Annotated in this window: 21 protein-coding genes; 10 read left to right on the forward strand and 11 right to left on the reverse strand. The window is 41.3% G+C overall.

Annotation, left to right across the window (positions count from 1 at the left end; all coding sequences use genetic code 11):
* Positions 1 to 76: 76 nt before the first annotated feature.
* The 3 genes from IQ244_RS19625 to IQ244_RS19635 all read right to left on the reverse strand — a co-directional run bounded on the left by IQ244_RS19625 (position 77) and on the right by IQ244_RS19635 (position 7,945).
* Positions 77 to 4,033, reverse strand: a complete 3,957-nt coding sequence (locus IQ244_RS19625) for a beta strand repeat-containing protein (protein ID WP_193897181.1) — start codon at positions 4,031 to 4,033, stop codon at positions 77 to 79.
* 1,514 nt (positions 4,034 to 5,547) lie between these two features.
* Positions 5,548 to 6,315 carry a class II glutamine amidotransferase gene (locus tag IQ244_RS19630; protein WP_096580561.1) on the reverse strand — a complete coding sequence of 256 codons (768 nt, stop codon included), beginning with the start codon at positions 6,313 to 6,315 and terminating at the stop codon, positions 5,548 to 5,550.
* A 187-nt stretch (positions 6,316 to 6,502) separates the two neighbouring features.
* Positions 6,503 to 7,945, reverse strand: a complete 1,443-nt coding sequence (locus tag IQ244_RS19635) for an MFS transporter (protein WP_416209785.1) — start codon at positions 7,943 to 7,945, stop codon at positions 6,503 to 6,505.
* Between the two features lie 69 nt (positions 7,946 to 8,014).
* Between IQ244_RS19635 and IQ244_RS19640 the strand changes: the two genes are divergently transcribed.
* Positions 8,015 to 8,533 (forward strand): phosphoribosyltransferase, encoded by a 519-nt coding sequence (locus IQ244_RS19640; protein WP_193897183.1) that lies wholly within the window; start codon positions 8,015 to 8,017, stop codon positions 8,531 to 8,533.
* A 58-nt stretch (positions 8,534 to 8,591) separates the two neighbouring features.
* On the opposite strand, the gene IQ244_RS19645 is transcribed toward IQ244_RS19640, so the two are convergent.
* Positions 8,592 to 9,509, reverse strand: a complete 918-nt coding sequence (locus IQ244_RS19645; RefSeq protein ID WP_193897185.1) for an AEC family transporter — start codon at positions 9,507 to 9,509, stop codon at positions 8,592 to 8,594.
* 100 nt (positions 9,510 to 9,609) lie between these two features.
* Here IQ244_RS19645 and IQ244_RS19650 point away from each other — a divergent pair, with 100 nt between their 5' ends.
* On the forward strand, positions 9,610 to 10,425 hold the full coding sequence (locus IQ244_RS19650) for a M15 family metallopeptidase (RefSeq protein WP_193897187.1): 816 nt from the start codon (positions 9,610 to 9,612) through the stop codon (positions 10,423 to 10,425).
* 229 nt (positions 10,426 to 10,654) lie between these two features.
* Here the strand turns inward: IQ244_RS19650 and IQ244_RS19655 are convergent, their stop codons facing one another.
* Positions 10,655 to 10,978, reverse strand: coding sequence for a hypothetical protein (locus IQ244_RS19655; protein ID WP_193897189.1), 324 nt, complete (start codon positions 10,976 to 10,978; stop codon positions 10,655 to 10,657).
* A 529-nt stretch (positions 10,979 to 11,507) separates the two neighbouring features.
* Between IQ244_RS19655 and IQ244_RS19660 the strand changes: the two genes are divergently transcribed.
* Positions 11,508 to 12,368, forward strand: coding sequence for a GGDEF domain-containing protein (locus IQ244_RS19660; RefSeq protein WP_193897191.1), 861 nt, complete (start codon positions 11,508 to 11,510; stop codon positions 12,366 to 12,368).
* An 85-nt stretch (positions 12,369 to 12,453) separates the two neighbouring features.
* Positions 12,454 to 13,269, forward strand: a complete 816-nt coding sequence (locus tag IQ244_RS19665) for a DUF1838 domain-containing protein (RefSeq protein ID WP_193897193.1) — start codon at positions 12,454 to 12,456, stop codon at positions 13,267 to 13,269.
* Between the two features lie 78 nt (positions 13,270 to 13,347).
* Here the strand turns inward: IQ244_RS19665 and IQ244_RS19670 are convergent, their stop codons facing one another.
* The 3 genes from IQ244_RS19670 to IQ244_RS19680 all read right to left on the reverse strand — a co-directional run bounded on the left by IQ244_RS19670 (position 13,348) and on the right by IQ244_RS19680 (position 14,577).
* Positions 13,348 to 13,824, reverse strand: a complete 477-nt coding sequence (locus IQ244_RS19670) for a GNAT family N-acetyltransferase (protein WP_193897195.1) — start codon at positions 13,822 to 13,824, stop codon at positions 13,348 to 13,350.
* A gap of 80 nt (positions 13,825 to 13,904) precedes the next feature.
* Positions 13,905 to 14,273: a pentapeptide repeat-containing protein gene (locus IQ244_RS19675; RefSeq protein WP_193897197.1), complete on the reverse strand. Its 369-nt coding sequence runs from the start codon at positions 14,271 to 14,273 to the stop codon at positions 13,905 to 13,907.
* Positions 14,263 to 14,577: a hypothetical protein gene (locus IQ244_RS19680; protein ID WP_193897199.1), complete on the reverse strand. Its 315-nt coding sequence runs from the start codon at positions 14,575 to 14,577 to the stop codon at positions 14,263 to 14,265. Before IQ244_RS19680 ends, IQ244_RS19675 begins: the two co-directional genes overlap by 11 nt.
* A gap of 245 nt (positions 14,578 to 14,822) precedes the next feature.
* On the opposite strand from IQ244_RS19680, the gene IQ244_RS19685 reads away from it, so the two are divergent.
* Positions 14,823 to 15,461 (forward strand): hypothetical protein, encoded by a 639-nt coding sequence (locus tag IQ244_RS19685; RefSeq protein WP_193897201.1) that lies wholly within the window; start codon positions 14,823 to 14,825, stop codon positions 15,459 to 15,461.
* Here the strand turns inward: IQ244_RS19685 and IQ244_RS19690 are convergent.
* Positions 15,440 to 16,492, reverse strand: a complete 1,053-nt coding sequence (locus IQ244_RS19690) for an aromatic ring-hydroxylating oxygenase subunit alpha (RefSeq protein ID WP_193897203.1) — start codon at positions 16,490 to 16,492, stop codon at positions 15,440 to 15,442. The two genes, IQ244_RS19685 and IQ244_RS19690, sit on opposite strands and share 22 nt — an antisense overlap.
* Positions 16,493 to 16,754: 262 nt before the next feature.
* Between IQ244_RS19690 and IQ244_RS19695 the strand changes: the two genes are divergently transcribed.
* Genes IQ244_RS19695 through IQ244_RS19705 form a run of 3 tightly spaced genes read left to right on the forward strand, consistent with a single transcriptional unit; the run spans position 16,755 to position 18,297 of the window.
* Positions 16,755 to 17,234, forward strand: coding sequence for a YbjN domain-containing protein (locus IQ244_RS19695; protein ID WP_193897205.1), 480 nt, complete (start codon positions 16,755 to 16,757; stop codon positions 17,232 to 17,234).
* Between the two features lie 10 nt (positions 17,235 to 17,244).
* Complete coding sequence (locus tag IQ244_RS19700; protein ID WP_193897207.1) at positions 17,245 to 17,976, forward strand: lipoate--protein ligase family protein; 732 nt, start codon at positions 17,245 to 17,247, stop codon at positions 17,974 to 17,976.
* Entirely contained in the window at positions 17,977 to 18,297 is a 321-nt protein-coding gene (locus tag IQ244_RS19705; protein WP_193897209.1) for a helix-turn-helix transcriptional regulator, read from the forward strand.
* A gap of 96 nt (positions 18,298 to 18,393) precedes the next feature.
* On the opposite strand, the gene IQ244_RS19710 is transcribed toward IQ244_RS19705, so the two are convergent.
* Both IQ244_RS19710 and fusA read right to left on the reverse strand, forming a co-directional pair.
* Positions 18,394 to 19,290 (reverse strand): bile acid:sodium symporter family protein, encoded by an 897-nt coding sequence (locus tag IQ244_RS19710; RefSeq protein ID WP_193897211.1) that lies wholly within the window; start codon positions 19,288 to 19,290, stop codon positions 18,394 to 18,396.
* Between the two features lie 354 nt (positions 19,291 to 19,644).
* Positions 19,645 to 21,648, reverse strand: a complete 2,004-nt coding sequence (gene fusA, locus IQ244_RS19715) for an elongation factor G (RefSeq protein ID WP_193897213.1) — start codon at positions 21,646 to 21,648, stop codon at positions 19,645 to 19,647.
* A gap of 308 nt (positions 21,649 to 21,956) precedes the next feature.
* Here fusA and pheT point away from each other — a divergent pair, with 308 nt between their 5' ends.
* The gene (gene pheT, locus IQ244_RS19720) at positions 21,957 to 24,392 is read left to right on the forward strand and encodes a phenylalanine--tRNA ligase subunit beta (protein WP_193897275.1); all 2,436 of its coding nucleotides are present in this window, start codon (positions 21,957 to 21,959) and stop codon (positions 24,390 to 24,392) included.
* Positions 24,393 to 24,603: 211 nt separating this feature from the next.
* A complete protein-coding gene (locus tag IQ244_RS19725; RefSeq protein ID WP_193897277.1) occupies positions 24,604 to 25,467 on the forward strand; it encodes a Tab2/Atab2 family RNA-binding protein in 864 nt (287 codons plus the stop codon).
* Positions 25,468 to 25,484 lie beyond the last annotated feature (17 nt).

Consider the following 25,484-nt stretch of genomic DNA (forward strand, 5'->3'; position numbering starts at 1 on the left):
ATTCGCATAACCTTTGTTTGCTGAACTATTTCAAATGTGCCAAATGACTATCAAATAATTGGTTTGATGCCAGTTTTTAAACAATTACGAAATTGCTTAAATTCAGTCCAGGCGCACCAGATAGTTGTGCTAATTGCACCTGTCTAAATCCACCAACATTACCATCTTGGTCAAAATACAGCGCACCAGTAGTGTTGTTATAGATAAATCGCTGATCACTAGTATTAGCAGATGTTCCCAAAGTAAACTGACTAATCGATAGTGAACCTGCTAATAATCCACCACCAAAACCAGCAGCTGATATCTGAATGATGTCATTAGTTATGTTGAAGTCAGTAATAGTATCAGTCCCTTCATTGAAACTATTAAAAACAAAAGTATCTACACCGCTACCGCCAGTGATGAGATCGCTACCTCTGCCACCTATGAGAAAATCATTGCCATTACCACCGATGAGGGTATCATTACCCAGTCCACCGTCGAGGGTGTTATTCCCAGCCGCACCCACAGCCGACAGAGTATCATTCCCACTGTCACCAGAGAGTAGGTTATTGCCGCTGGAATCATCCACAGTTAGTATATCGCTACCATTGCCACCGTAGAGGGTGTTATTCCCAAAAGAACCAATAGCAGACAATTCATCATTTCCAACACCACCATCAAGTAGGTTAATCCCTTCGGAATACTCCACACTTAATCTGTCATTACCACCTCTGGCGATGAGGATGTTATTACCCACTGAAGCATCTGCCAACAGTACATCATCAGCATTATCACCATTGAGGGTATTATTGCCGCTAGATTGATTCACATTTAAGATATTACGCCCAGCGCCACCGTTGAGGGTATTATTACCAGATGAATCAATCGCCGACAGATGATCATCGCCACTACCACCATCAAGGGTGTTATTGCCGATTGATTCATCTGCATCTAATGTATCGTCACCAGCATTACCGATAAGAGTATTATCACCCTCGGAACGATAAGCAGCCAGAGTATCATTCCCGTTGTAACCATTCAGCAGGTTATCTCCTGTGGAATCACTCACATCTAAGGTATCGTCGCCTTCGCCACCGTTGAGGTTATTATTCCCAGATGTACCAATAGCGGTAATATAATCATCACCAGCGCCACCGTTAATGACATCATCACCACCACTGCCGCCAGAGAGTGTATCGTTGCCGTTAGTTCCCACAATATTGTCATTGTAGGCTGTGCCGATCAGCGTTAAGCTTTCGATGTTGCTGTAGTTAACCCGATTTGTCCCAGCGGTGATTCTACCAGTGTTGGTAACAGCATTGTATGTGGAAGTGATGCCGGCTGTAGCATGGCTGTAATCAACAGAGAGGGTATCTTCTCCTTCTCCACCATCAACGGTCTGCACGGCAATTGCTGTTAACTCTGATAATGCGGCACTGATGTAAATCGCGTCATTTCCTGCGCCGCCATTGAGGGTGTTATTCCCAGATACACCAAGTGCAGAAAGCTCATCATTACCACTATCACCATTGAGCAAGTTATTGCCTGTGGAATTGTCAATGTTTAAGGTATCGTTACCTTCGCCAGCGTTGAGGGTGTTATTTCCCGATGAACCAACAGCAGAAAGCTCATCATTCCCATTACCCCCATTGAGGGTGTTATTACCTCTGGATTGATCTGCAATTAATCTATCATTACCACCTTCACCGTTGAGGATATTATTTCCTTCGGAACCAACCGCCGTCAGATAATCATCATTAGCACCACCATTGAGGGTGTTATTGCCGCTGGATTGATCAACGTTTAAGATATCTTCCCCATTTCCACCATTGAGGACGTTATTCCCTTCGGAACCAATCGCCGAAAGTAAGTCATCACCCACACCACCATTGAGGGTGTTATTACCTCTGGATTGATCTATATCTAATGAATCATCACCAGCATTGCCGCTGAGGATGTTAATTCCAGATGAACGATAAGCTGTCAGGGTATCGTTACCGTTGTCACCATTTAGCTGGTTATCCCCTGTGGAATCGCTCACATCTAATGTATCGTCCTCATTACCACCATTGAGGATGTTATTCCCCTCGGAAGCGATCGCTGTAATATAATCATCACCTGCACCACCATTGAGTCGGTTATTCCCTGTAGAATTGTCAATGTTTAACGTGTCTTGACCATTCCCACCATTAAGGGTGTTATTTCCAGCAGCACCAATAGCAGACAGTTCATCATTATTAGCACCACCTTCAAGTAGGTTACTTCCGTCAGAATAATCCACAGTTATTCTGTCGTTACCTGCATCACCTCGGAGAGTGTTATTGCCAAATGAAGCAATGGCAGAAAGATAATCATTATCATCGCCACCATTCAACACATTATTGCCGCTGGACTGATCCACATTTAAGATATCTTCCCCATTTGCGCCGATGAAGGTGTTATTCCCCTCGGAAGCAACTGCCGATAAATAATCACCACCAGCACCACCATTCAACACATTATTGCCGATGGACTGATCCACATTTAAGATATCGTCCCCATTTGCGCCGATGAGGGTGTTATTCCCCTCGGAAGCGATCGCCGAGAGATAGTCATCACCCGTACCACCGTTGAGAGTATTGCTACCAGTTGATTCATCCACATCTAATGAATCGTTATCTGCACCACCATTGAGGGTGTTATCTCCAGATGAACGATATGCGGTTAGAGTATCGTTACCGTTATTCCCATTGAGTAGGTTATCCCCTGTGGAATCACTCACATTTAAGACATCATCACCTGCACCACCAGTAAGTCGGTTATTCCCCTCGGAAGCGATCGCTGTAATATAATCATCACCTGCACCACCATTGAGTCGGTTATTCCCTGTAGAATCGTCAGCGTTTAACGTGTCTTGATTGGTACCGCCATCAAGGATGTTATTCCCAAAAGTACCAACAGCAGAAAGCTGATCATTACCGCTACCACCATCAACTAGGTTGTTACCAATGGATTGATCCACAATTAATCTGTCGTTACCACCTTCACCATTGAGGGTGTTGTTATTTCCCTCGGAACCAACCGCCGACAGATAATCATCACCAGCACCACCAAAAAGCAGGTTATGACCGGTTGACTGATCGATGTTTAAGATATCGTCACCATTCCCACCGTTGAAGATGTTAGTTCCAGATGAAGCGATCGCCGAGAGATAGTCATCACCAGCACCACCGATGAGGATGTTAATTCCAGTTGATTCATCCGCATCTAATGAATCGTCACCAGCATTGCCGCTGAGGATGTTAATTCCAGATGAACGATAAGCTGTCAGGGTATCGTTACCGTTGTCACCATTTAGCTGGTTATCCCCTGTGGAATCGCTCACATCTAATGTATCGTCCTCATTACCACCATTGAGGATGTTATTCCCCTCGGAAGCGATCGCTGTAATATAATCATCACCTGCACCACCATTGAGTCGGTTATTCCCTGTAGAATTGTCAATGTTTAACGTGTCTTGACCATTCCCACCATTAAGGGTGTTATTTCCAGCAGCACCAATAGCAGACAGTTCATCATTATTAGCACCACCTTCAAGTAGGTTACTTCCGTCAGAATAATCCACAGTTATTCTGTCGTTACCTGCATCACCTCGGAGAGTGTTATTGCCAAATGAAGCAATGGCAGAAAGATAATCATTATCATCGCCACCATTCAACACATTATTGCCGCTGGACTGATCCACATTTAAGATATCTTCCCCATTTGCGCCGATGAAGATGTTATTCCCCTCGGAAGCAACTGCCGATAAATAATCACCACCAGCACCACCATTCAACACATTATTGCCGGTTGATTCATCCGCATCTAATATATCGTCCCCATTTGCGCCGTTGAGGATGCTATTACCAGATGAACCATAAACCGAAAGGGTATCATTACCAACGCCACCATCTAAAATATCGTTCCCACCATTACCTGTGAGGAAATCATTTCCTGCAAAGCCTCTAATAATCTCATTGCCACTAGTGCCAATGAGATTATCATTGCCATTGGTGCCATTAATTGCCATAACTTTTACCTAAAATAAATCGATTTTTTCAGTAACTGGAAAATTTTCAAATTACAGCCTGCGCCGTTTTAAGAGATAAAAAACATTCCGAAATTGGCGCTTTCGGAATATTTTTTACAAGCGTAAAAGCAATAAAATTTGGTTAAATTTCCAAGGCACAATTTGCAACATAATGTTGGCTTTTGCTGTCGCATTAACTAAGTACAAACATATTTAACTGAAGCATATTAGCTCATACAATGACAGTAATTCTTTATAAAGTTTTACCTAATGATTCTCAAAAAACACACAGAGAGAATATATTTATTGCCTCACTTAATTGCTAAGTGTGATTGAATATGATTATGAAAAATGTCTGATATAGTTCTTTTATAGAATGAACAAACCTATCTAGAACTGAACAACTTTTCTTAGATATGGCTAGACGATGAAAGGCACTATCAAAACAATCCCAATTTACATAATCTCGACTCTACATTAATCTTTTAGACAAGCGAAATACTACACTCTTCGATCACCGTCACAGAGTAGATTTATGCTCTTAGCAAGCTATCTGCTGTATTGTTTTGCTCAAATTGGTATGTCTGATATTTTTAGCCGTTATCTCTGCACTCTCTGTGCCTCGATGAATTCCAACACAAACATTGATATTTAGGCTTTATTTCAACCATCCTTTGATCATTAATGATCGCTAATAAAGCATCGACAAATCAAGCGTAAAGATGTATGTGACACAGAAAGGCTCTCCCACGATGTCATTATGGGCTGTTGCCTGTGATTATTTAGCTTAGTAGCTAGGTAATATCTAAATAATTTATTGAAATTGTACTGTATATTCACTGAGGTGTCTATTCTCACCAAAGGCATCTTTACATACTCTTTACAGTCATTACCAAAGGTATATCAATAAGCATAGCAATACCTGTGTTTGTGTATTATTCACTTTTTGATAGCAAAGAAATATGGTAAAGGAAGTAAATAGAAAAATTTGCTTGAGTTAAGCGGGGCTTAGTTCGCTGCCTTGGTGAGATATTGCCAGGATAATTATGTTATCTATGATTAATGAAAAATAAAAATATTATTAACTTATTTATTTATTTTTAGGGTTTAGGCTTTATAATTACTAGACAATATTTTGGTATTTTTTGCTGTTGATAAAGATTGTTAATTTTTTTGTAGATGTGGGATTTTTCGGCGGAAATTTACAATCAATTTATAACTTCTGAATGAAACTTGTGTATTATCCAAACCTCTGATATATCAGCCTAAGTTTGAGTGTTAGATAATTACCGTAAAAGTGAAAAATAAATCAAAAATTTTGCTTAAATTATTTTGATCACAACTTATACTTTAGATTAAAACAGGACTTACGCAAAAATTCTCAAAAAGCCAAATTTATTAAACCGCCAATTAGTCTTCGCCCAGCGTTTCGTAGAGAAAAACGCCAAGAAATCGTAGAGTCTGCATAATTTCTAGGAAAAAAGAATTTTATGAGAAATATATCTATTTTATGGTTATTTCTGGGGTAATCCGTCTTGGAAGACCAACAATTCGCCTGGTTGGATTGTTGTCCAGACTTCGTTATCGGTGAGGGGGGTAGTAGCGATGACGGCGACGCGATCGCTTGGTGAAGTCAACTCCCGAAAATCCACAGTCATATCTTGATCAATTAAGTGGGCGGCTGCAAAGGGGGCTTGACGAACAATGTAGGTGAGTTTCGTGGAACAGTGGGCAAAAAAGTGTTCTCCATCCGATAACAAATAGTTAAAAACACCTACTTTTGCTATTTCAGCCGTAATTTGACGTAGGACAAAATTAAGTTTGTCTAAGGGAGGTTTACCATGAGGAAAAGCTTCTCGCAGAGTTTCTAGGATGATGCAGAATGCTTTCTCACTATCAGTATTTCCTACCGGTTCGTAAAAACCCATATTCTGGGGATGAAAATCTGGTAAATTGCCATTGTGGGCAAATACCCAATACCTACCCCACAGTTCCCTTTGGAAAGGATGACAGTTTTTTAAGGCTACCTCACCCTGAGTCGCTTTACGAATATGGGCGATGACATGGGTAGAGTGGATGGGATAGCGCCTTACCAAATCTGCTACTGGAGATGTAACAGAAGGTTTGTCATCTAACAATAGCCGACATCCCTTTCCTTCAAAAAATGCAATTCCCCAACCATCACTATGATCATCTGTTTTTCCTCCCCGTGCTGAAAAACCCTCAAAGGAAAAACAAATATCTGTGGGAACATTGCAGTTCATCCCTAGCAGTTGGCACATAGTTACTAACTATCAGTTTGAGTATGTTTATTTTTGTGAAAATTGAAAGATTCAGATAACCGACTTCTTGAATAATCCAGTTATCTGATTGTTCTATAGTATTAAAAACATTCTATGTAGATAATTTCAGTTCAAATAGTGCAGAAAAGCATTTATTAAAAAACTGACTTTTGGATTCTGTTAATGTTTAGTTTTCCTGGCTTTCCTGACGTTCTTTTAGTTTTAACAAGATTTCTGCGTGCATTTCCCGTGTAATTGGGTAAAAATATGTTAAAACTAAACCACAAATTAAACAAACAGTTGGTATAGGGCCGACAGCAAAACGAATAGCTGTGAGTGCAGATTCTGGCTGAATAGGTAGAGTTGTTTGACCAACGACAGCTTCTTTAAAACCAGCAGATTGTAAGGCATTACCTACTAAAAATAGTCCAAAAGCTAATCCGAATTTCTGCAACAAAACCATAAAACCATAAAATATACCTTCGCGGCGCTGTCCCGTTTGGAGTTGATCTAATTCAATAACATCGGGAATCATCGACCAAGGAACTAAATAAGCTGTAGAAACGCCAACGCCAGCCATCATCGCCATGACGTACATCAAAACTAATTGACCAGGCTGTAAGAAAAATAATCCGGCAGCGGCGATAATCCATAAACTCATACCGAGGAAATAAACGAGTTTTTTGCCAATTTTTTTACTTAAATGACTCCAGACAAATAACATAACTAAGGCAGTACCTTGGACAGCAATCATGACTGTAGGAACGTCTGCTTCTTTCAGACCCATACAGTTGGTGACAAAATAGGGAATGATACTGGCAGTGATTTGTACACCTAGCCAAGAAAAAAGATAGATGCCAATCACAAACAGAAAAGGTCGATTGGTAAAAACAATTTTTAACTGTTCAAAAAATGGTAGAGAGGGGGGTTCTGCAAGTTGGATACGTTTGGCTTCAAAGGCTAAGATGCGATCGCGCACTCCAAAAATGCACCAATATAAAGAGATGACGGAAATTACAGTACAAATTACAGCTAAGACAAAATACTGTTGTTGACGGTCAGCAATCTGAGAAAAAACTATTTGTGCCAAAATCAACGATAAAATACTGCCACCAATGGAAAAAGTAAAGCGGAAACTGTTGAGGCTGGTGCGTTCATCATAATCTTGGGTAAGTTCAGGAGTCATGGCTGTGTAAGGCAAATTCACCACAGTGTAAAAAACCTGAGAAATCAACCCAATTACCACGTAATACCAAAACAAAGCCGAAATATTAGTACTGCGATCGCTACTAAATTGCGGTACAATCCACTGCAAGAAAAAGAAAATCCCAAAAGGAATCGCACCATATAACATCCACGGAAGCCGACGACCCCAACGCCGAGATTTTGTCTTATCAGTCAACGTCCCGACAAAAGGATCGTTAACTGCATCCCAGATTTTGCCAATCAACAACACGCTACCAGCTATCCCTGGGGGAAGACCAGCGACATTTGTAAAAAAAACTAGCAAGAAAAATATCGAAATATTGGCAGTAATCGCCGGGCCTAAATCACCCGCACCATAAGCTAGTTTTGTTTTAAAATCTAGTTTTGGATTCAAATCTCTATTTTGGGCAGAATCGTTCATCATATTTTGGCGCTCGTACTAAAGTAAAAAATTTGCGATCGCTATCAGTATTACCTCAAAATCACTTTCTTTATGCCAGACCTTTACGTTTCTTGGTCAGAATATCACTATAAAATTGAACAACTGGCGGTTCAGGTGTATCAATCTGGTTGGGAATTCAACCAAATTGTCTGCCTGGCCAGAGGCGGACTGCGAGTCGGAGATATTATTTCGCGGATTTATCAAAAACCACTGGCAATTTTAGCTACATCATCCTACAGTGGCCCCGGTAAGCAAGAGAGAGGCAATCTCACCTTTTCTAATCATTTGACAATGACTACTGAACAGTTAGGTTCCCACATTCTTTTAATTGACGACTTGGTAGATTCTGGCATCACCCTTCAACAAACTGTTCCTTGGTTAAAGGAAAATATTGATTCTCCTATTGAAGAAGTCCGCAGCGCAGTTATTTGGTATAAAGCCTGTTCGGTCATTAAACCCGATTATTACGTTGATTACTTACCCGATAATCCCTGGATTCATCAGCCTTTTGAACATTACGAACATACCAATCCCGCTGCTTTGGCAGAAAAAATGAGTCAACTTTGTTGAAAAAAAGGCAGGAGGTAGGAGATACCTATCAAAGAAGCAATATTAAATATTGACTAGTTCAAAACAACCACAGCCAAACAGGTAGAGTCACCAGCAACAGTATCACACCCAGTGCTAAGGAAGTCACAGCAAGATCACGGTCAAGATTGAAGGTTTCGGCTAACACCATTGTGGCAAAGGCTGGCGGCATTGCCATTTGTAAAACAATTACCTTGGCGGCGGAACCAGTCACGCCAAAAAATGATAAAGTACTGCCGAGGACTAAAGGTACTAGTAGCATTTTGATTGCCAAACTGACGGCTGCTTGTGGGACTCTTTGCCAAGAATTGAGCAGGGAAAGTCGCATTCCAATTAATACTAGAGACAAAGCTACAGCACACCAACCCAATTTCTCTAAGTAAAATTCTGTAGTATTAGGGATACTAATTTGACGAAACAGTAAGCCAAAACCAAAACTCCACAAAGCGGGATTAATCAAGATAGCCTGAGTCATTTGCCGATAGTTTGTCCCCCCATCGCCAAAACGAGATGCTAAGGCTACACCCAAACCATAAGCGCCAAATAATGACCCTAGTAAATCGTAAAATAAAGCCCAGGCAAAATAATCTTGGCCTACCATTGCCAAAGTCACAGGAAAGCCGATATAACCAGTGTTGCCTACCATTGCCGCTAAAATAAAACTTCCCTGAGTTGGGTGCTGGAAAGTTGTATTTCTTAGATACGCTTGGCCTTTAATAGTTAACCAAGCCAACAGTGCGCCCAAAAAAATGGCTAAATGGGCGATCGCTGGTGCAATCCAAATCTGTGCGGATAAATCCGCTTGACGTAAAAAAGCAACAATACTTACAGGTACTCCTACCCAAAAAAGCAACTGACCCAAACGTGTTGGAACTGTAGCAGGCAGTTTCCGTCCCAGGAAAAATCCGATTGAGATTAAGCCTACCAGTTTGACGTATAGTTCTAGGAGGTTTGCCAAAATTTCGCTAACAAAGACAGATGTAAAATGTACCGAATATGCTAATCTCTGTCCAGTCTACAGTCTGTTATGAATTTTGAACAAAAGCAGGAGTTAACCCTTGAATAAAGCTGGGTTTTCTGGAAAACCCCCAAATTCGTCAGGTGATTCAGGTGATGACATTCCAGTGGCTTTACGCGATACTCCTGATGTCGCATCCAAGACACCCTTACAACCTTTGGTTTTGCTCATTGGGGGAGTCGTGGGATTTATTCTGCTGGCTGTAGTTAGTGGTTTTTTCTTTTCTCTCACTACACCGAAAAAAACCGCCGATTCTCAATCATCACCGGCTAATTCTCTAAGTACACCTCCAAACGGCAATAGTGCTGGAAATCCCCAAGATAATAATGCTGTATTGGGACATTTAGCATACCCAGAAGCACCAGAGTCGGAGTTAGCACCAATTACCGCAGATCGCCGCATTAGAATGCGAAAGGCCTCGGCGGAAAAGTTTCGCGCCATGACACAAGCAGCGCGGAGTGCAGGTGTAATTTTAGTACCGATTTCTGGCTTTCGCGCTGTGAAAGAACAAGAGCAATTATTTTTTGAAGTGGGAGCGCAGCGCAATCAAACCCCAGCCCAAAGAGCCGCCCTCAGTGCGCCGCCTGGCCATAGTGAACATCACACTGGTTATGCGGTGGATATAGGAGACGGATCAGCACCAGCCACGAATCTCCAGGCTGACTTTGATAAAACCAAAGCGTTTGGGTGGCTACAAGCAAATGCAGCCCGCTTTGGTTTTGAGATGTCTTTCCCTAAAGATAATGTGCAAGGTGTGAGTTATGAACCTTGGCATTGGAGATTCGTAGGCGATCGCCAAAGTCTAGAAATGTTCTATAAAGCCAGAAATTTAAAACCAGCTAAGGCATCACCTTGAGGAACAATAGGACTTACGCACAAAGATTGTCTGTGAAGACTGGGTGTAAGGGTGTAAGGGTTTTAGATACATACGTAAGTCCTAAAGAATTCAGAAGTCAGAATTCCGCATAAATTAGTGGCTGGTATTTTCCCTCACTAATTGACAATATAGAATTCAATTCTGACTCCTGACTCCTGAATTCTGACTCCTTAACTTTTATGAGTTACAAACAATTTTTGGGATGACTTTATTTTTCCGCATTTTCAAAATCTGTTAATGCACAAGCAAACTCTCTAAAAGCTGTTTTAATTAATACCTCCCTCATCCCTCTATCTAAGGAAGAATTACGGATCATATCTGTTAATTCTAAGAATAGATATGACACCACAAAACGGTCTTGACGGTCAAATTGTTTGAGGCAGTTCAAGATAAAATCGTAAAGCTCGGTTTTTCTGGGTTTACTTTGTTCTTCCCAGATTTTAAATGCAAGTTGAAAAGTTTTGAGGCGGATCTCACTAATATTGTAGGAAGTGTCTTTGTAGCGAATTGACACGCGTTGAGGCAGTTCCATAGGTTTGTTGTAGAGAAATGATGTGAAGTATTCTTCAGGGGTTTTTTCGTTTATCCGGAGAAATGCCCAATAATAAAGGATATTATCTAAATATCAAGCTAAATTAATTCAGAAATTTTGATAGTTTCTCTTTATAAGCGGCTTTACTTGAAGTTGCCTAACTGCAACTATATATTATAGGAGCAAAAATTTAAGGCTTAACGGACTTACCTGCGGTAAGGCAAAGCCTACGCCCCTAGTTTTGAGAAAACATGAAGCCCGTTGCTTGCTAACCTAGACATCACTTACCAAAGTAGTTCAACAATTAAATTACTGGTGTTGCATAAAGTAGCTTGATCATTAGATTTTCAAGCATTTTTAATCTAGAATTATTACTTTTATTTATTGTCATCACTATAGATTATTCTATCGTTATAATTAATTTTATTAAGATTGACAAAGTAAAAAATATATAATTGGGTGAAAAATAAAGGGTAAGCTGATAACCCATAAGGAACTGCACGAAATGTTGCAGTTAAGCCGAGGAAATATGAATTTAATCAAAATATTAGAGATTCAACCTAAATGGTGCGTAGTATCCCTCAGTGCCGTCTTAACAGGCTTGATAGGTTGGTTAGACTACCAGATACCACCAGAAATTTTAATAGCAATCTTTTATTTAATTCCCATTGGTATTACTACGTGGTTTTCTGATAAGTGTAGTGGAATATTAATTTCATTGATTAGTGCAATTACAAATTTATTAGTAAATCAAAGACCAAATTTTCATTATTTACACCCTGTAGTACCTTATTGGAATACAATTGTTGTCCTAGTTTTTTTCTTATTTACCAACTATCTTTTATCACAACAAAAAATCACCTTAAAAAATTTAGAGAGACTGGCTCGTACTGATGCTTTAACAGGATTGCATAACAGGTCATTTTTTTTAGAATTAGTAAATATTGAAATTTATAAATCTTTAAGACATAAAGAGCCTTTAACAATTGCTTATTTTGATGTAGATAATTTTAAATATGTTAATGACCAATTTGGACATACTGTAGGCGATCACCTACTATGTTTAGTAGCGGAAAATGCTAAAAATAATCTGCGAAAAATTGATATAATTGCCAGAATTGGTGGTGATGAATTTGCCATTTTATTACCACGCACTGGTTATGACGCATCCGAAATAGTCTTACAGAGATTACAAAGAACTTTATCATCTGCTATGCAGGAACAACATTGGCCTGTAACATTTAGTATTGGTGCAATTACTTTTATTAAACCACCATCTTCGGTAACTGAAATGATAGAAAGAGCCGATAACTTAATGTATAGCGCCAAAAAAAAGGGTAAAAACTTACTCCACCATGAATTATCAACCAATTTAGTAGAAGAATCTTAGTACAACAAGGCAAAAAATATATATACTCGCCATTTGTCCTGTTTCAGACTACTCTTTGTTTAGTCAGTTAATGAGGTGACACGAAATGGTAGCAGAAGTGAAAGAATTAGAGGCGCAACATTGGGTCAAAACTCGTTCTTCCCTTGATTCTAGTGAATCTACATTTTTAACTTGGAAAGGAAAAATTTATAGTTTTATTCCCGGAGAGAAAAGAAAAGTCTTATTTAAAATACTTGGAGTGAGTGTAAGTAGGTGCATTTCTACAGAAGAAGGTAGTTGGGATTTTACTTCTCGTGAACTGACCTATTACTTAAACCCAGAAACAGAAGAAATTATGCCCAAATGGGAAAATCCTTGGACTGGTGAAACTGTCCCTGTGTTACACGTTGCGAATAATCCCGTGCAAGGACATTTTCAAGGTAAATTTCCGGCGCAAGTTGAGGGAGAGACTACAACTTTTGTCTTTGATATTTTTCCAACTTATCCAAATCCTTTGGCAGAAGATCCCAAATTTGCCGAATATAGTCCTTATGAAACATACCAAGCCGCAGAATTATTTAAATTAACTGTCCCCACCGCAGACTTATTCAATACACAACTCAATTCGGTTTCTCAACTTAAATTGAGTTGGGATAGGATTGGTCAATGGCTACCGTGGATGAAAATGGGCGATCGCACTGGTAATCTCATTTATAGTGCAGTGGGTAGCAAAGTTGGCGGTTTAGCAGAATTACCCCAACTACTCCAAGATGAAATTAACTACCGCGTTCCTTTATATAAACAAGCACCCAAAGCATTTGCTGATGGGGAAGATATGACTTCTTGGCTATACTTCCAAAAGCATTTTGACGCTTACTTAGCCGGCGAAATCTTTCCCTTACCAGCCGCAGAAGAATTGTAATTTGGCGTTGCTGAATTTGTGAATAGCTAAATTCTGCTTCAAGCTTCTTTTCCCCGACTCCATAGTACTGTGTGTGGTTTATTCCGCATTCAACGCCTTGCGGAACACCACCTTATCTTCCCCTGCCTTGTAGAAGTCACGAATCCGCGCCTCTTCCTCAAAACCGCACTTTGTGTAGAACGCCCGCGCGCGGTCATAGCTGGGAAGCCCCGAAGTCTCGACTAACAAAATCCGTTGATCACTTGCCCGTAAGGCATTTTCCACATATTTCACCAGCGCTTTTCCTCGCCCATGCCTTTGGTAGTTGGGATGCACAACGATCATCAACAAATCCCATGTCCCATCTGTAAACGGGGCAGGTGCGTAGTAAGCGACCCCACACGCCTCCCCATTCTCCTCATCAGTGAGCCACACATGACCGTCGCCGATGTTACCGCTGAAGTAACTCGCCAGCACTTTGCTCAGTTCTTCGGTTTCGTCTGCGGGGAATAACTCTGCTGCAACAGCGATCGCGATTAATGCGGCTGCATCATCGGGCGTACTAGGTCGAATCATGGGGAACTCCAGTGCTGTCTGTTCATCAGATTTATGCGTGTCTGTACTGCATACCAATGTACATGATGCACATAGCTAAATTAAAACTTCCGCATATTCCTACTAACAGGGTCGAATCCTCTGGAAAAAACCGTACTGTCATCATAATAAGCTCCACTTAAATCTGCACCATACAGCTTAGTGAAGTTGAGTTTCGCACCTCGAAGATTTGCTTCTTTTAATTTGACACCGCATAAATTAGCTCTTGTCAAATTCGCTTTAGCCAAATTAGCTTGACTTAAGTCTGCTCCCCAGAGTTTAGCTTTGGCAAGGTTCGCTTGACTTAAATCGGCTCCCCACAAATTAATTCCGGGTAAGTAGGCAGAAATTAACCTGGCTCGAATTAAATTTGCTGCGGGAAAATATCTCTCTCCGGCGGCGTAACTGCGCTTGAGTTGTTCAGCATCCATGAGTAGTGTTGACCTTTTTCAGTAATAGAGAAGTAATGTGTTCCCATTCCTGGTTTAGCTCGCCCACAAACTCTGGTTGACTACTGCGATGATACCAGTAACGCGCATTAGGCAAATCACCTTCTTGGCGATGTAAGTAGGCGTGAACCCAAGCACTATCAACATCACTGGCATTTTGAACTATTTCGTGAGCTTGGTTCCAACTGCCTTTTTTGTCATACCACAGAGCTTGCAGCGCTTTTGGTAGGGTTTGCGGACATGAGACCTGTTTATCGATCAATCGCAGGAATTCCTGAGTATTCACGATCGCCACTCCACAACTATCAAACCTATTTCTAAGATACTTGGCGATCGCCCTTCATTACAATTATTGTTGCAAACTAGAAAATATAGCTAAGGTAAACAGGACTTACGCAAAATTATGAAAAAATGTAGACGCGCAAGCGGCTTCCCGTTCGCAGTCAGGCGTTCCCGAAGAGACACGAAGTTATGAGAGTTTGAGAGAGTTCTTGCGTAAGTCCTAGTAAAGTCATTCTTCAGGAGGTAAATATGGCTTTTAGTAGTTATAAATCTATTAGTGAAGTTCTCAAAACATTTCAGATTATCTACACAGAAGCTAATTTTGTTCTAGCTACAGAGTTTAATATTCCTCCATATTTTCGAGAAGACTTAGCAATTGTTATGCGTGAAGGTGTCGTTGATAATTCTGAGTTTGCTATTTGTGAAAACTTAATTTATCCAGTCTTAAAAGAAGTTTGGAAACAGTACAACAGTAAGTTAACTTTATGGAGTCATCAGTCACTAAATTATGATGAGAAATCACCAGGTTTTCCTGAATATATTTTGGCTAAACGTTCGCCTTTAGGGAAAATAGTTTTTGATAAACCATACTTTATTTTAGTAGAAGCCAAGCAAGATAATTTTGAAGCAGGTTGGACGCAATGTTTAGCTGAAATGATTGCTGCTCAAAGACTAAATCAAGAGTTGTCTGTAGTTATTTATGGAATTGTTTCTAATGGTGCAGTCTGGCAATTTGGTAAACTAGAAGCACAAAATTTTACCAAAAAAATTACACTATATACTATTTATGAATTAGACAATTTATTTGCTGTTGTCAACTATATTTTTCAACAATGCGAATTACAATTAGATAATTTACTGATATCTCAGCTTAATCTCTCAACTTGACTCCGCATCAATTTCTGCACACTGACTAAAGCGCGATTTAATTCATAATTTCGTCGTTGCGGATTTTGTAAATATGCCTGTTGTTCTTCTTCAATCATCTTTACATCTTGCACTACTAAACCATCAAGTAATTTTTGGGCGGCATTAAATAAACTATCTTTAATAAATCGGCGAAACCATACAGGTAATTTATGCAATCGCCAAAAAGCGTTGAGTGAGGTGAAATGAATTAAATAGGCTTTGGTTTGAGTTTCATTTACAGGACACAATAAACAATAAATTTTAAAGTCTTTGCCTAAAGTAGATTGCCAATGGGGATAGATATAACTCACATCCAATGGTTCTGGATGTAGTTTTCGCAATGCGGGAAAAAATAACTGGGATATCGACCAAATTTTATCTATTTTGTAATAACTTTGGGCTGTATAATGAGCATCTACACGGTAATCATCTTCATCAATATCTTGTAAAGATGCTGCCGCCCAAGCTTGTAAATCTTGATGTAAATGCCCATGATACATATCCATCAAATTTTCAATTAAATAAGAATAATGGGCTTGACAGTTAATCACTGCAACGGAAGCAATATAATTCAAATGTTCCCATTCTGGTAAACCCAATGGTTGGATAGAAGGTTCTGCATCACCAGGAAATAACCAGATAAAACCGTCTTGTTCTTTGACTGGGTAGCGACGAATTTGACAGTTTGGTAATTTTTGATTTGCAGCTAAATAAGGTACTTCTGTACACTCACCGGATGAATTGAACCGCCAACCGTGATAAGCGCATTCCAATTCATTACCGATAACTTGGCCGTGACTTAATTTAACTTGGCGATGGGGACAGCAGTCTTCTAAGGCGTGAATTTTACCTGTGCTGTCGCGATAAAGTGCGATCACCTGATGCCAAAGTATCACTCCCACAGGTTTATTAGTTACCTCATTACTCTGTGCAACTACATACCAGTGATTGGGATTAATCCCTAATTGACGCACATCACAAGTTTGCACAGCTTGAGAGAGAGATGACATAATTCAGCCTATCCTTTTCCGCGTTAGTCTGGTCACTGATGACCAGATTATCACCTAGGGAGCTAAAACTAATTTTGCTGACAAGTTATAAAGTATGTGTAGTTGCAGCAAAATTCAGGATTCAGAATCCGAAAACCAGGAAAATGGGCATTTAAACCCATTTATTCATCTGCTAGTTGAACATTATTCATCCTGAATTGTGATTCCTGGCTACTGAATTCTATTTTGATCAACCAGTAAACATATTAAACCGAAAATTTCTATGGCAAACTACCCAGAAACCCTAACTAACGATGAATTCATTCAGGAATTACTTGAGGAGAAAACGATTATCAACCATGTAGAAGTAATTGAAAACGTCATCGACTCCTTAGAACAAGACGACAGCGCAATGGTTAGCCACACTCCAGAAGGTGCTTATCTCTGGAAGTTTAACTACGGTAGCGTGGAAGTGTTTGTTCAACTGACGGGGACAACCGATGAAGACACAATCACAGTGTGGTCTGTGGTGTTAAAGTTACCCGCCAATGATGAACCCAAATTAATGCGCCAACTTCTGGAGATGAACTGCTCCAGTACTTTTGAAGCTCGTTTTGGGATAATCGAAAATAAAGTTGTGGTGATTTCAACACGCACACTAGCCGAGTTGTCTCCTGGGGAAGTCTCACGGTTAATTACAATTGTTGCCACGATCGCCGACAACAACGATGAAGCTTTACAATCTAAGTTTGGTGCAGCTTAAGTAATAATTAATGTCTAACAAGCAGGTATGGCGACTGATTCCTTTCTTAGAAGCCTCTGGTAGTGTGCAGATGGCGATCGATAAATGGTTATTAGAACAACACCATTTGAGAAAGCATCCTCCAACTCTGCGCTTTTATACTTGGTCGCCTGCTGCTATTTCTCTTGGCTATCATCAAAGACAATATCCCCAAGCGTGGGAGAATTTAACTTGGCAAGGTGAAAAACTAGATTTAGTGCGTCGTCCCACTGGTGGAAGAGCAGTATTACACCAAGGTGATTTAACATACACTGTAGTTACATCGGGTTTAGCTGGAAACCGCCTACAAGCATATACAAAAATTTGTGAGTTTTTAATTCAAGGATGGCGATCGCTCGGCGTAGAATTAACCTACGGTACAGCAGGGCGAGGCTACATCCATAACCCTAACTGTTTTGGGACGGCGACAGGCGCAGATTTAATTTTACCCAATGGCGCAAAACTCATCGGTAGCGCCCAACTCAAACGCGGTGATGTAATTTTGCAACATGGTTCTATTCGCTTGCAACCAGATGCGGAACTGTTTGCGAAAGTATTTGGTACAGAGTTATTCAATAACGTTCAGTTTCCCCACAGTCTCGAACAAATTATGACAGCTTTGATTGCTGCTGCAAAAGATTGTTTTGATATGGAAATAGAAGTGCAGCAATTATCAGAGTGGGAGTTAGAGGAGATTTTAAACGCGCAGGTACGGGGAGGTTAGATGGATATAAATAAACGTCAACGACTGGAAGCAGCAGGTTGGCGCATACGCGATGCAGCCGACTTTCTGGAATTATCATCTGATGAAGTAGCTTTCATTGAAATTAAGCTATCTTTGAGCAGACAATTAAAACAACTGCGCGTCAAAAATAATCTGACTCAAACGGAGTTGGCAAATAAAATCAACTCTAGTCAATCGCGTGTCGCCAAAATGGAAGCTGGAGATACTTCTGTATCTTTGGATTTGATAATTAGAACAATTTTGGCTTTAGGTGGTACTCGTGAGGATGTAGCGATCGCTATTACAGTCTACCAATCATAAATCACCTGAGTTCAGGATTAGGCAAGAGAAAGTTAGTCAGATGAAAATAACTCTGGTTAATTTATTTGCTACTCAGCAGCCTGATATCTAACGATGTTAAACCTTGCTTTCTAGAGGTTGGGGAATCGGAGTAGTTGCAGCTAACTTTCGGCCGTAGTTAATAGCAATCAACCCTGTCACATACATAAATAAACTGTAAACCGCTGCGGGGATTGCCATATCAGGATTGTTGAGTAGTCCAGCGGTAATGGCGATCGCTAGTGTACCATTTTGAATTCCCACCTCAATGGCTATGCAGATTTGCTGAGGCGGATTGAGGTTAAATAGTTTGCTAATATAAAAACCCGCCAGCATTGAGATACTATTCAATAGCAATACACCAACTCCCACTTGCAAAATAAAGCCAGGGAGGCGGTTCCACTCACGAATAATTAATAAGAGAATAATTATTGCCAGGAAAGCAACTGCAAGACGGCTAGTCACCTTTTCTAGACGACAGGCGACTTCTGGAAATACCTGACGCACTCCCATTCCTAAAGCTATGGGCAGAAGTGTCATCAGAAATATTTGGACTATTGTTGCACCAATAGGTAAAGCGATCGCCGCAGTTTGTCCGATGAAGTGTTGATATGCGAGATTTGCTAATATTGGAATTGTCAAGACGGTAATCAGACTACTAAAAGCTGTCAAAGTCACCGACAGCGCAACATCACCTTTAGCCAGGAATGTAATTACATTGGAAGATACCCCACCTGGACAAAGTGCAATTATGATTAAACCCATAGCAATGGTTGGTTGCATGGGTACTAATTTAGCAATAGTAAAACCAATAATCGGTAAAAGAACTACCTGACTAATCAAGCCAATGGCGACAGCTTTGGGATACTTCTTAACACGTTGGAAATCTTCTGGTGTGAGAGATAAACCCATTCCTAGCATAATAATCGCTAAGGCTATGGGTAGAACAACCGCAGTTAAAAAGCTTGCTTCCATAATGAATATTTATATGAATTAGACAATGAGTGAGAGAGTTATCGGTAAAACAAGATTATTCGCTGTTTTGTGCCGATTTCCATCTCAAACAGCTGGTATATGTGGAAACATTATCAAACAGTATTGCTTTCTTTACAAGCGTATAGGCGAGTATTAATGCCACTCATCCGACGAGGAAAACCGAGCGCCAAAATAAAAGGGACACAATTATTTTGTATCCCTAAATAACCAATTCAAGATATGGCAGTCAGCAAGGTAGTTAGGATATCAGTCAAGGATAAAACTTAAAACTGTGACATTTTAACTCTGTCACCTGTACCCTTTCCCCTTCTATATTTAGTTGCCAATGTGGATTTAAGACTGGCGATAACAGCCGAATTCCATTGAAAAAGTCGCCATACCCGCAGTGAGCGATCGCAATTCTGTAGAATAGCCAAACATCTGCACTAATGGTACTTCGGCACGAATCACAGAGTATCCTTGCATTGTCTCGGAACCTAACAGCAAGCCGCGACGGGATGATATATCGCCCTGAACTCTACCCATGAACTCGTTTGGTGTTTCCACTTCGACGAGCATAATTGGTTCAAGTATGTAGGGTTTGGCTTGGGCGATCGCATTTTCCAGTGCTTGATGAGCCGCGGAACGAAACGCCAATTCGGAAGAATCAATCGGATGATAGGAACCACCATCCAACACGACTTTTACCCCAGTTACCGGATAGCCGGAAAGTTTTCCTGTTGTCATCGCCTCGCGGAAACCTTTCTCACAAGCGGGGATATACTCTTTAGGAATTGCACCGCCAACTACCCGACTCTCAAACACAAATGGCTGATCTGTTGGTTCTATCCACCCAGTAATATGGGCGTATAGACCAACACCACCTGATTGTTTTTTCAGACGGTAGTCAAATTGAGTTTTTTGCCCTATGGTTTCCCGGTAAGCCACGGCGGGAGTACCCACATAAACTTCCGCATTATATTCTCGTTGAATCCGTTCTACGTAAATGTTTAGATGCAGTTCACCCATTCCAGAAATCAAAGTTGCGCCTGATTCGGGATCAATACTCAAGCGAAAGGTGGGGTCTTCCCGTTGAAAGCGGTTGAGGGCTTTGGCTAGGCGATCGCTATCTTCCTGTTTTTTAGGCGTAATTGCCAGTGTAATTACTGGTTCCGGCACAAACATCCTTTCCAGAGATACTAGTGTTTCTCCGGTACAGAATGTATCACCAGAGGCAAAATCCACACCCAACAAAGCCACAATATCCCCAGCCACTGCCACTTTTACCTCTTCGCGCTTGTTAGCGTGCATTCTCACCAAGCGACCGATTTGCACTCGTTGTTCGGTACGAGAGTTATAAACGGTATCGCCTGGCTTTAAAGTGCCAGAGTAAATGCGGGTGTAGGTTAGCTGTCCAAAAGATTCAACGGTAAGTTTAAATGCCAAAGCTACCAAGTCAGCATTAGGGTCAGGGTAAACACTGACTGATTCTGCGGTTTTGACTACTTCCCTATCTATGGGGGATGGTAAATAAAGGGCGATCGCATCTAAAAGATTCTGCACGCCTTTGTTTTTGAATGCAGAACCCAGCAGTACTGGTGTGAGTTCTAGCCTCAAGGTTGCTTGGCGGATAACTTGCCAAATCAGTTCCGAGGGAATTTCTTGATCTGCCAACAGCATTTCAGTCATCTCTTCTGAGAACAAAGACAAGCTATCTAGCAATTTTTCCCGCGCCTGTTGTGCTGCGACTACAAGAATCTCAGGAATTGGTTGTTTTACCCAATTTTCGCCATTTTCGCCTTCAAAGTAGTGCGCCTGCATTGTCACTAAATCAATCACACCTTGGAAGTTATCTTCACTACCGATGGGATATTGCAGCAACACAGCATTTAATTGCAAGCGATCGCGGATTGTCTGGACGACACGAAATGGATCTGCACCCATCCGATCCATTTTGTTAATGAATGCTATACGCGGTACACGATAGCGTTTCATCTGGCGATCTACTGTGATGGATTGGGATTGCACACCCGCCACAGCGCACAGCACCATCACAGCCCCATCCAGCACCCGCAAGGCACGCTCTACTTCAATCGTGAAATCAACATGACCTGGTGTATCAATTAAATTGATTTGGGTATCGTGCCACTGACAAGTTGTTGCAGCAGAGGTAATGGTAATACCATGTAGCTTTTCCTCCGGCATAAAGTCCATTGTTGACCCCTTCCCGCCGCCTCTTACTTCCTCAATAGTATGGATTCTGCCTGTGTAGAAGAGAATTCGCTCTGATAGCGTAGTTTTACCAGAGTCGATGTGGGCAGAAATACCAATATTGCGGACGCGTGTTCGGGGAATCATAACCTTTCCTTTTTGTTTAAGCGACAAATAGTTACCACTGAAGTGGTAATATACTTATGTATTATATTTGTAATACATAAAAAAGACAAGGCTGATCATCCAGAAATTTGATTGGGATTGATCAAGTGCGATCGCTCCCAGCACTAATCAAAGAGACTTTTGAAGTGCAACGTAGTAGGATCATTCAAGTGAATGGGTTAGCCTGATGCAGTTGATTAGCGATGCCTAACGGCAAGCCGCAAAGCGTCTACGCCATCAGACACCCTAAAATTGAAGCAAAAGACGATTTCTCAAAACAAGCACATTCCATGCGTATCTCTCTCAACTGGCTGCGGGAACTAGTAGAAGTCAAACTAAGCCCAGAAGAATTAGCTCATACTCTGACAATGGCGGGGTTTGAGGTAGAAGATATTGAAGACCGCCGCACTTGGGCAAATGGCGTTGTAGTGGGGAGAGTGCTTGAGCGTCAACCCCACCCCAACGCTGATAAATTAAGTGTGTGTCAAGTAGATGTCGGTGCGGCGGAGACTTTAAATATTGTCTGCGGTGCAGCTAATGTCCGCGCAGATATTTATGTCCCAGTCGCCACCGTTGGTACTTATTTACCGAACATCGATTTAAAAATTAAACCAGCAAAACTGCGCGGTGTCCCTTCCCAAGGCATGATTTGTTCTTTAAAAGAACTGGGTTTGCCTACCGAGGTAGACGGAATTCATATTTTTACAGAGGAAAATCTACCTGTGGGTAGTGATGTCCGCCCCTTGTTAGGGTTAGATGATGTCATTTTAGATGTCAGTGCCACTGCTAACCGTGCTGATGCTTTGAGTATGGTAGGCATAGCACGGGAAGTTGCCGCACTGACTGGTGGTAAATTGAGTATTCCTGCACCTGGGGAAGTGGCAGTTACGCAAAATCCAGGTAAGTTAGGTTTAAAAATTGGCGATACCCAAGCTTGCCCTGCATACATTGGTACAGTCATTGAACAGGTGAAAATTGCCCCGTCGCCTGAGTGGTTACAACAGCGGTTACGGGCTGCGGGGGTGCGCCCAATTAGTAATGTAGTTGATATTACTAACTATGTTTTGTTGGAATGGGGACAACCACTCCACGCCTTTGATCAAGACAGGTTACAAACTGTTGCTGGTAATGGCAATTTAACTATTGGTGTGCGGTTTGCGAATCAAGGGGAATCTCTGAAAACCTTAGATGGACAAACTCGCACCTTGATAACACAGAATTTGTTAATTACCGCTAATGAAAAACCTGTGGCTTTAGCTGGAGTTATGGGGGGAGAAGAAACGGAAGTCCATGAAGGTTCACAAAACTTAGTTTTAGAAGCAGCTTTATTTGATTCCGTGGCTATTCGCCGTTCTTCTCGGAGTGTGGGGTTACGCAGTGAAGCTTCCGGGAGGTATGAACGAGGTGTAAACCGGGCGGAATTAGAAATTGCTTGTCGCCGCGCTTTAGCTTTAATTAACGAATTAGCTGGTGGTGTAATTGTTCATCAAGAAATTGCTGATACCCGTCCCGACCCAGCGACCTGGAGTCGTTCTATTGCACTGCGGTTAGATAGAGTCAATGAAATACTAGGGCCTGTGGATTTAGGTGAAGACACAGGCGAATTACAAGAAAGTGATGTTGTCAGAATTTTAACTGCCTTGGGATGTCAGCTAACACCAACCGAAGAACGGACTTGGAATGTGGCTGTTCCTCCCTATCGTTACCGTGACTTGGAACGAGAAATTGATTTAATTGAAGAAATTGCTCGTCTTTACGGCTATGATCATTTCTGCGATACCTTGCCCCAAAAAGCTGAAGCTGGATATTTGCCCATAGACCAAGAATTGGTGCGGAAATTGCGTGCTTCTTTCAGGGCGGAAGGTTTGACAGAATTAATCCAGTATTCTTTAGTTAAACCAGGAAGCGATCGCCAGATAGTATTAAGTAACCCCTTATTTACTGAATATTCGGCATTACGTACCGATTTAATTTCTGGGTTGATTGATGCTTTTCAATACAACTTAGAACAAGGTAACGGTTCTCTCAACGGCTTTGAAATTGGGCGCATTTTCCAGCGAGAAGAAGACGGTTTGCGCGAAGCTGATGCGATCGCTGGTATTTTAGGAGGAGATAGAAACCTGGGCAAATGGTCAAAAGGTGGACGGGAACAACCGATGACTTGGTTTGAAGCCAAAGGCATTCTCGAAAGCGTCTTTCAACAATTGGGAATCCAAGTAGAATATCAACCAGATTGTCGTGATGAGCGTTTACATCCCGGACGCACCGCTTCGCTGTGGATAGGCGGAAACCGACTGGGTGTATTTGGTCAACTGCATCCCCAACTACGCCGCGAAAAAGATTTACCCGATTCTGTATATCTATTCCAATTAGATTTAGATGTCTTGTTGGATGCGTTGGATCAAGATGAAATTCTCATTCCCACATTCAAATCTTATTCTACTTACCCAGCCAGCGATCGCGATATCGCCTTTTTCGCTCCAGTAAAAATTTCTGTGGGAGAAATTGAAAAAGCCATTACCAAAGCCGGTAAAGGTTTGCTGGAATCTGTGGAAATCTTTGATGAATATCGTGGTGAAAATGTCCTCCCAGGACAACGGAGTTTAGCATTCCGTCTAGTATATCGGGCAAGCGATCGCACTCTAACCGATGCCGAAGTTGAACCTGTACACAATAAAGTTCGTGAAGCCTTAGTAGAAAAATTCGGCGTTAATTTGAGAAGTTAAACAGGGTACATCCACTTCGGTAAATAGCCCCTCAGACTCAAGTCTGGGGCTATACTCGGAAAAAACACCGGTTTAAAGGTGATATCTTCTGCTGAATTCTGACTCCTGAATTTTGAATTCTCCTCTATAATGCTGGTTTCCCTGCTGCCCTAAGCCTCGTATGATCAAGATATCAGCAAAATATAAAGTCGCCAGATTTTCACGGCATAACATGGGCAGTATTTGGGAAATCGATTTTTACTCTCGTCCAATTTTGGATGAAAATCAAAAAAAAGTTTGGGAAGTTGTCATCTGCGAAAGTCCATTGGATATTCGATCGTCAATAGATGCGTTATTTCGCTATGCTCAATATTGTCCTAGCACCCAAGTCAATTCGGGTTGGTTGCGGACGGCGTTGCAGGAAGCAATTAACAAAGCCGGAGAAGCCCCAATTAAAATTCGCTTTTTCCGCCGCCAAATGAACAACATGATTACTAAAGCTTGCGAAGATTTGGGAATTCCGGCTCAACCCAGTCGTCGCACTTTGTTGCTTAACCAATGGCTACAACAGCGGATGGAGGAAGTTTATCCTCAAGAACCGGGTTATCAAGGCGGAACTAACCCTTCAGTACGTTTAGACAGTCCTTTACCTCAGCGTTTACCTGATGCTTTGGAAGGTCAACAATGGGTATTTGTCAGTTTATCCGCAGCGGAGTTAGCTGAAATGCCAGATTGGGATATTGGCTTTGGTGAGGCTTTCCCCTTAGAAATGGCGCAATTATCCCCAGAAACCCGCATTCCGGGAGTTTTGATTTTTTCGCCCAGGGCTTTACCTTTAGCTGGTTGGATGTCTGGTTTAGAGTTAGCTTTTTTAAGAGTTGATCAGAGTGTTGGTACAAGGTTAATTCTGGAAACTGGTGCTACGGAAAGTTGGATTTTGGCAAATATCAAAAATCCCCAAATTTTAGTAGAAGCTAAAGGTTTTGCCGCAGCTAAACAACAAGCCAATGGAGTGCATTTTATTGGTGTACAGTCAAGTCCCCAAGCAGAATCTTTTGCGGGGTTTTGGTTGTTGCAAGAAGTGAATTTGCCTTGAGGGTGCTGAGTGCTGAG

The sequence above is a fragment of the Nostoc sp. LEGE 06077 genome (genome assembly GCF_015207705.1).
GTDB lineage: Bacteria > Cyanobacteriota > Cyanobacteriia > Cyanobacteriales > Nostocaceae > Nostoc_B.

What these genes read in the sequence shown, in the direction of transcription:
- IQ244_RS19625 (WP_193897181.1), bottom strand. Translation starts at nt 4,033, where the DNA reads ATGGCAATTAATGGCACCAATGGCAATGATAATCTCATTGGCACTAGT.
- IQ244_RS19630 (WP_096580561.1), bottom strand. Translation starts at nt 6,315, where the DNA reads ATGTGCCAACTGCTAGGGATGAACTGCAATGTTCCCACAGATATTTGT.
- IQ244_RS19635 (WP_416209785.1), bottom strand. Translation starts at nt 7,945, where the DNA reads ATGATGAACGATTCTGCCCAAAATAGAGATTTGAATCCAAAACTAGAT.
- IQ244_RS19640 (WP_193897183.1), top strand. Translation starts at nt 8,015, where the DNA reads ATGCCAGACCTTTACGTTTCTTGGTCAGAATATCACTATAAAATTGAA.
- IQ244_RS19655 (WP_193897189.1), bottom strand. Translation starts at nt 10,978, where the DNA reads ATGGAACTGCCTCAACGCGTGTCAATTCGCTACAAAGACACTTCCTAC.
- IQ244_RS19660 (WP_193897191.1), top strand. Translation starts at nt 11,508, where the DNA reads ATGAATTTAATCAAAATATTAGAGATTCAACCTAAATGGTGCGTAGTA.
- IQ244_RS19665 (WP_193897193.1), top strand. Translation starts at nt 12,454, where the DNA reads ATGGTAGCAGAAGTGAAAGAATTAGAGGCGCAACATTGGGTCAAAACT.
- IQ244_RS19670 (WP_193897195.1), bottom strand. Translation starts at nt 13,824, where the DNA reads ATGATTCGACCTAGTACGCCCGATGATGCAGCCGCATTAATCGCGATC.
- IQ244_RS19675 (WP_193897197.1), bottom strand. Translation starts at nt 14,273, where the DNA reads ATGGATGCTGAACAACTCAAGCGCAGTTACGCCGCCGGAGAGAGATAT.
- IQ244_RS19685 (WP_193897201.1), top strand. Translation starts at nt 14,823, where the DNA reads ATGGCTTTTAGTAGTTATAAATCTATTAGTGAAGTTCTCAAAACATTT.
- IQ244_RS19690 (WP_193897203.1), bottom strand. Translation starts at nt 16,492, where the DNA reads ATGTCATCTCTCTCTCAAGCTGTGCAAACTTGTGATGTGCGTCAATTA.
- IQ244_RS19695 (WP_193897205.1), top strand. Translation starts at nt 16,755, where the DNA reads ATGGCAAACTACCCAGAAACCCTAACTAACGATGAATTCATTCAGGAA.
- IQ244_RS19700 (WP_193897207.1), top strand. Translation starts at nt 17,245, where the DNA reads ATGTCTAACAAGCAGGTATGGCGACTGATTCCTTTCTTAGAAGCCTCT.
- IQ244_RS19705 (WP_193897209.1), top strand. Translation starts at nt 17,977, where the DNA reads ATGGATATAAATAAACGTCAACGACTGGAAGCAGCAGGTTGGCGCATA.
- IQ244_RS19710 (WP_193897211.1), bottom strand. Translation starts at nt 19,290, where the DNA reads ATGGAAGCAAGCTTTTTAACTGCGGTTGTTCTACCCATAGCCTTAGCG.
- fusA (WP_193897213.1), bottom strand. Translation starts at nt 21,648, where the DNA reads ATGATTCCCCGAACACGCGTCCGCAATATTGGTATTTCTGCCCACATC.
- pheT (WP_193897275.1), top strand. Translation starts at nt 21,957, where the DNA reads ATGCGTATCTCTCTCAACTGGCTGCGGGAACTAGTAGAAGTCAAACTA.
- IQ244_RS19725 (WP_193897277.1), top strand. Translation starts at nt 24,604, where the DNA reads ATGGGCAGTATTTGGGAAATCGATTTTTACTCTCGTCCAATTTTGGAT.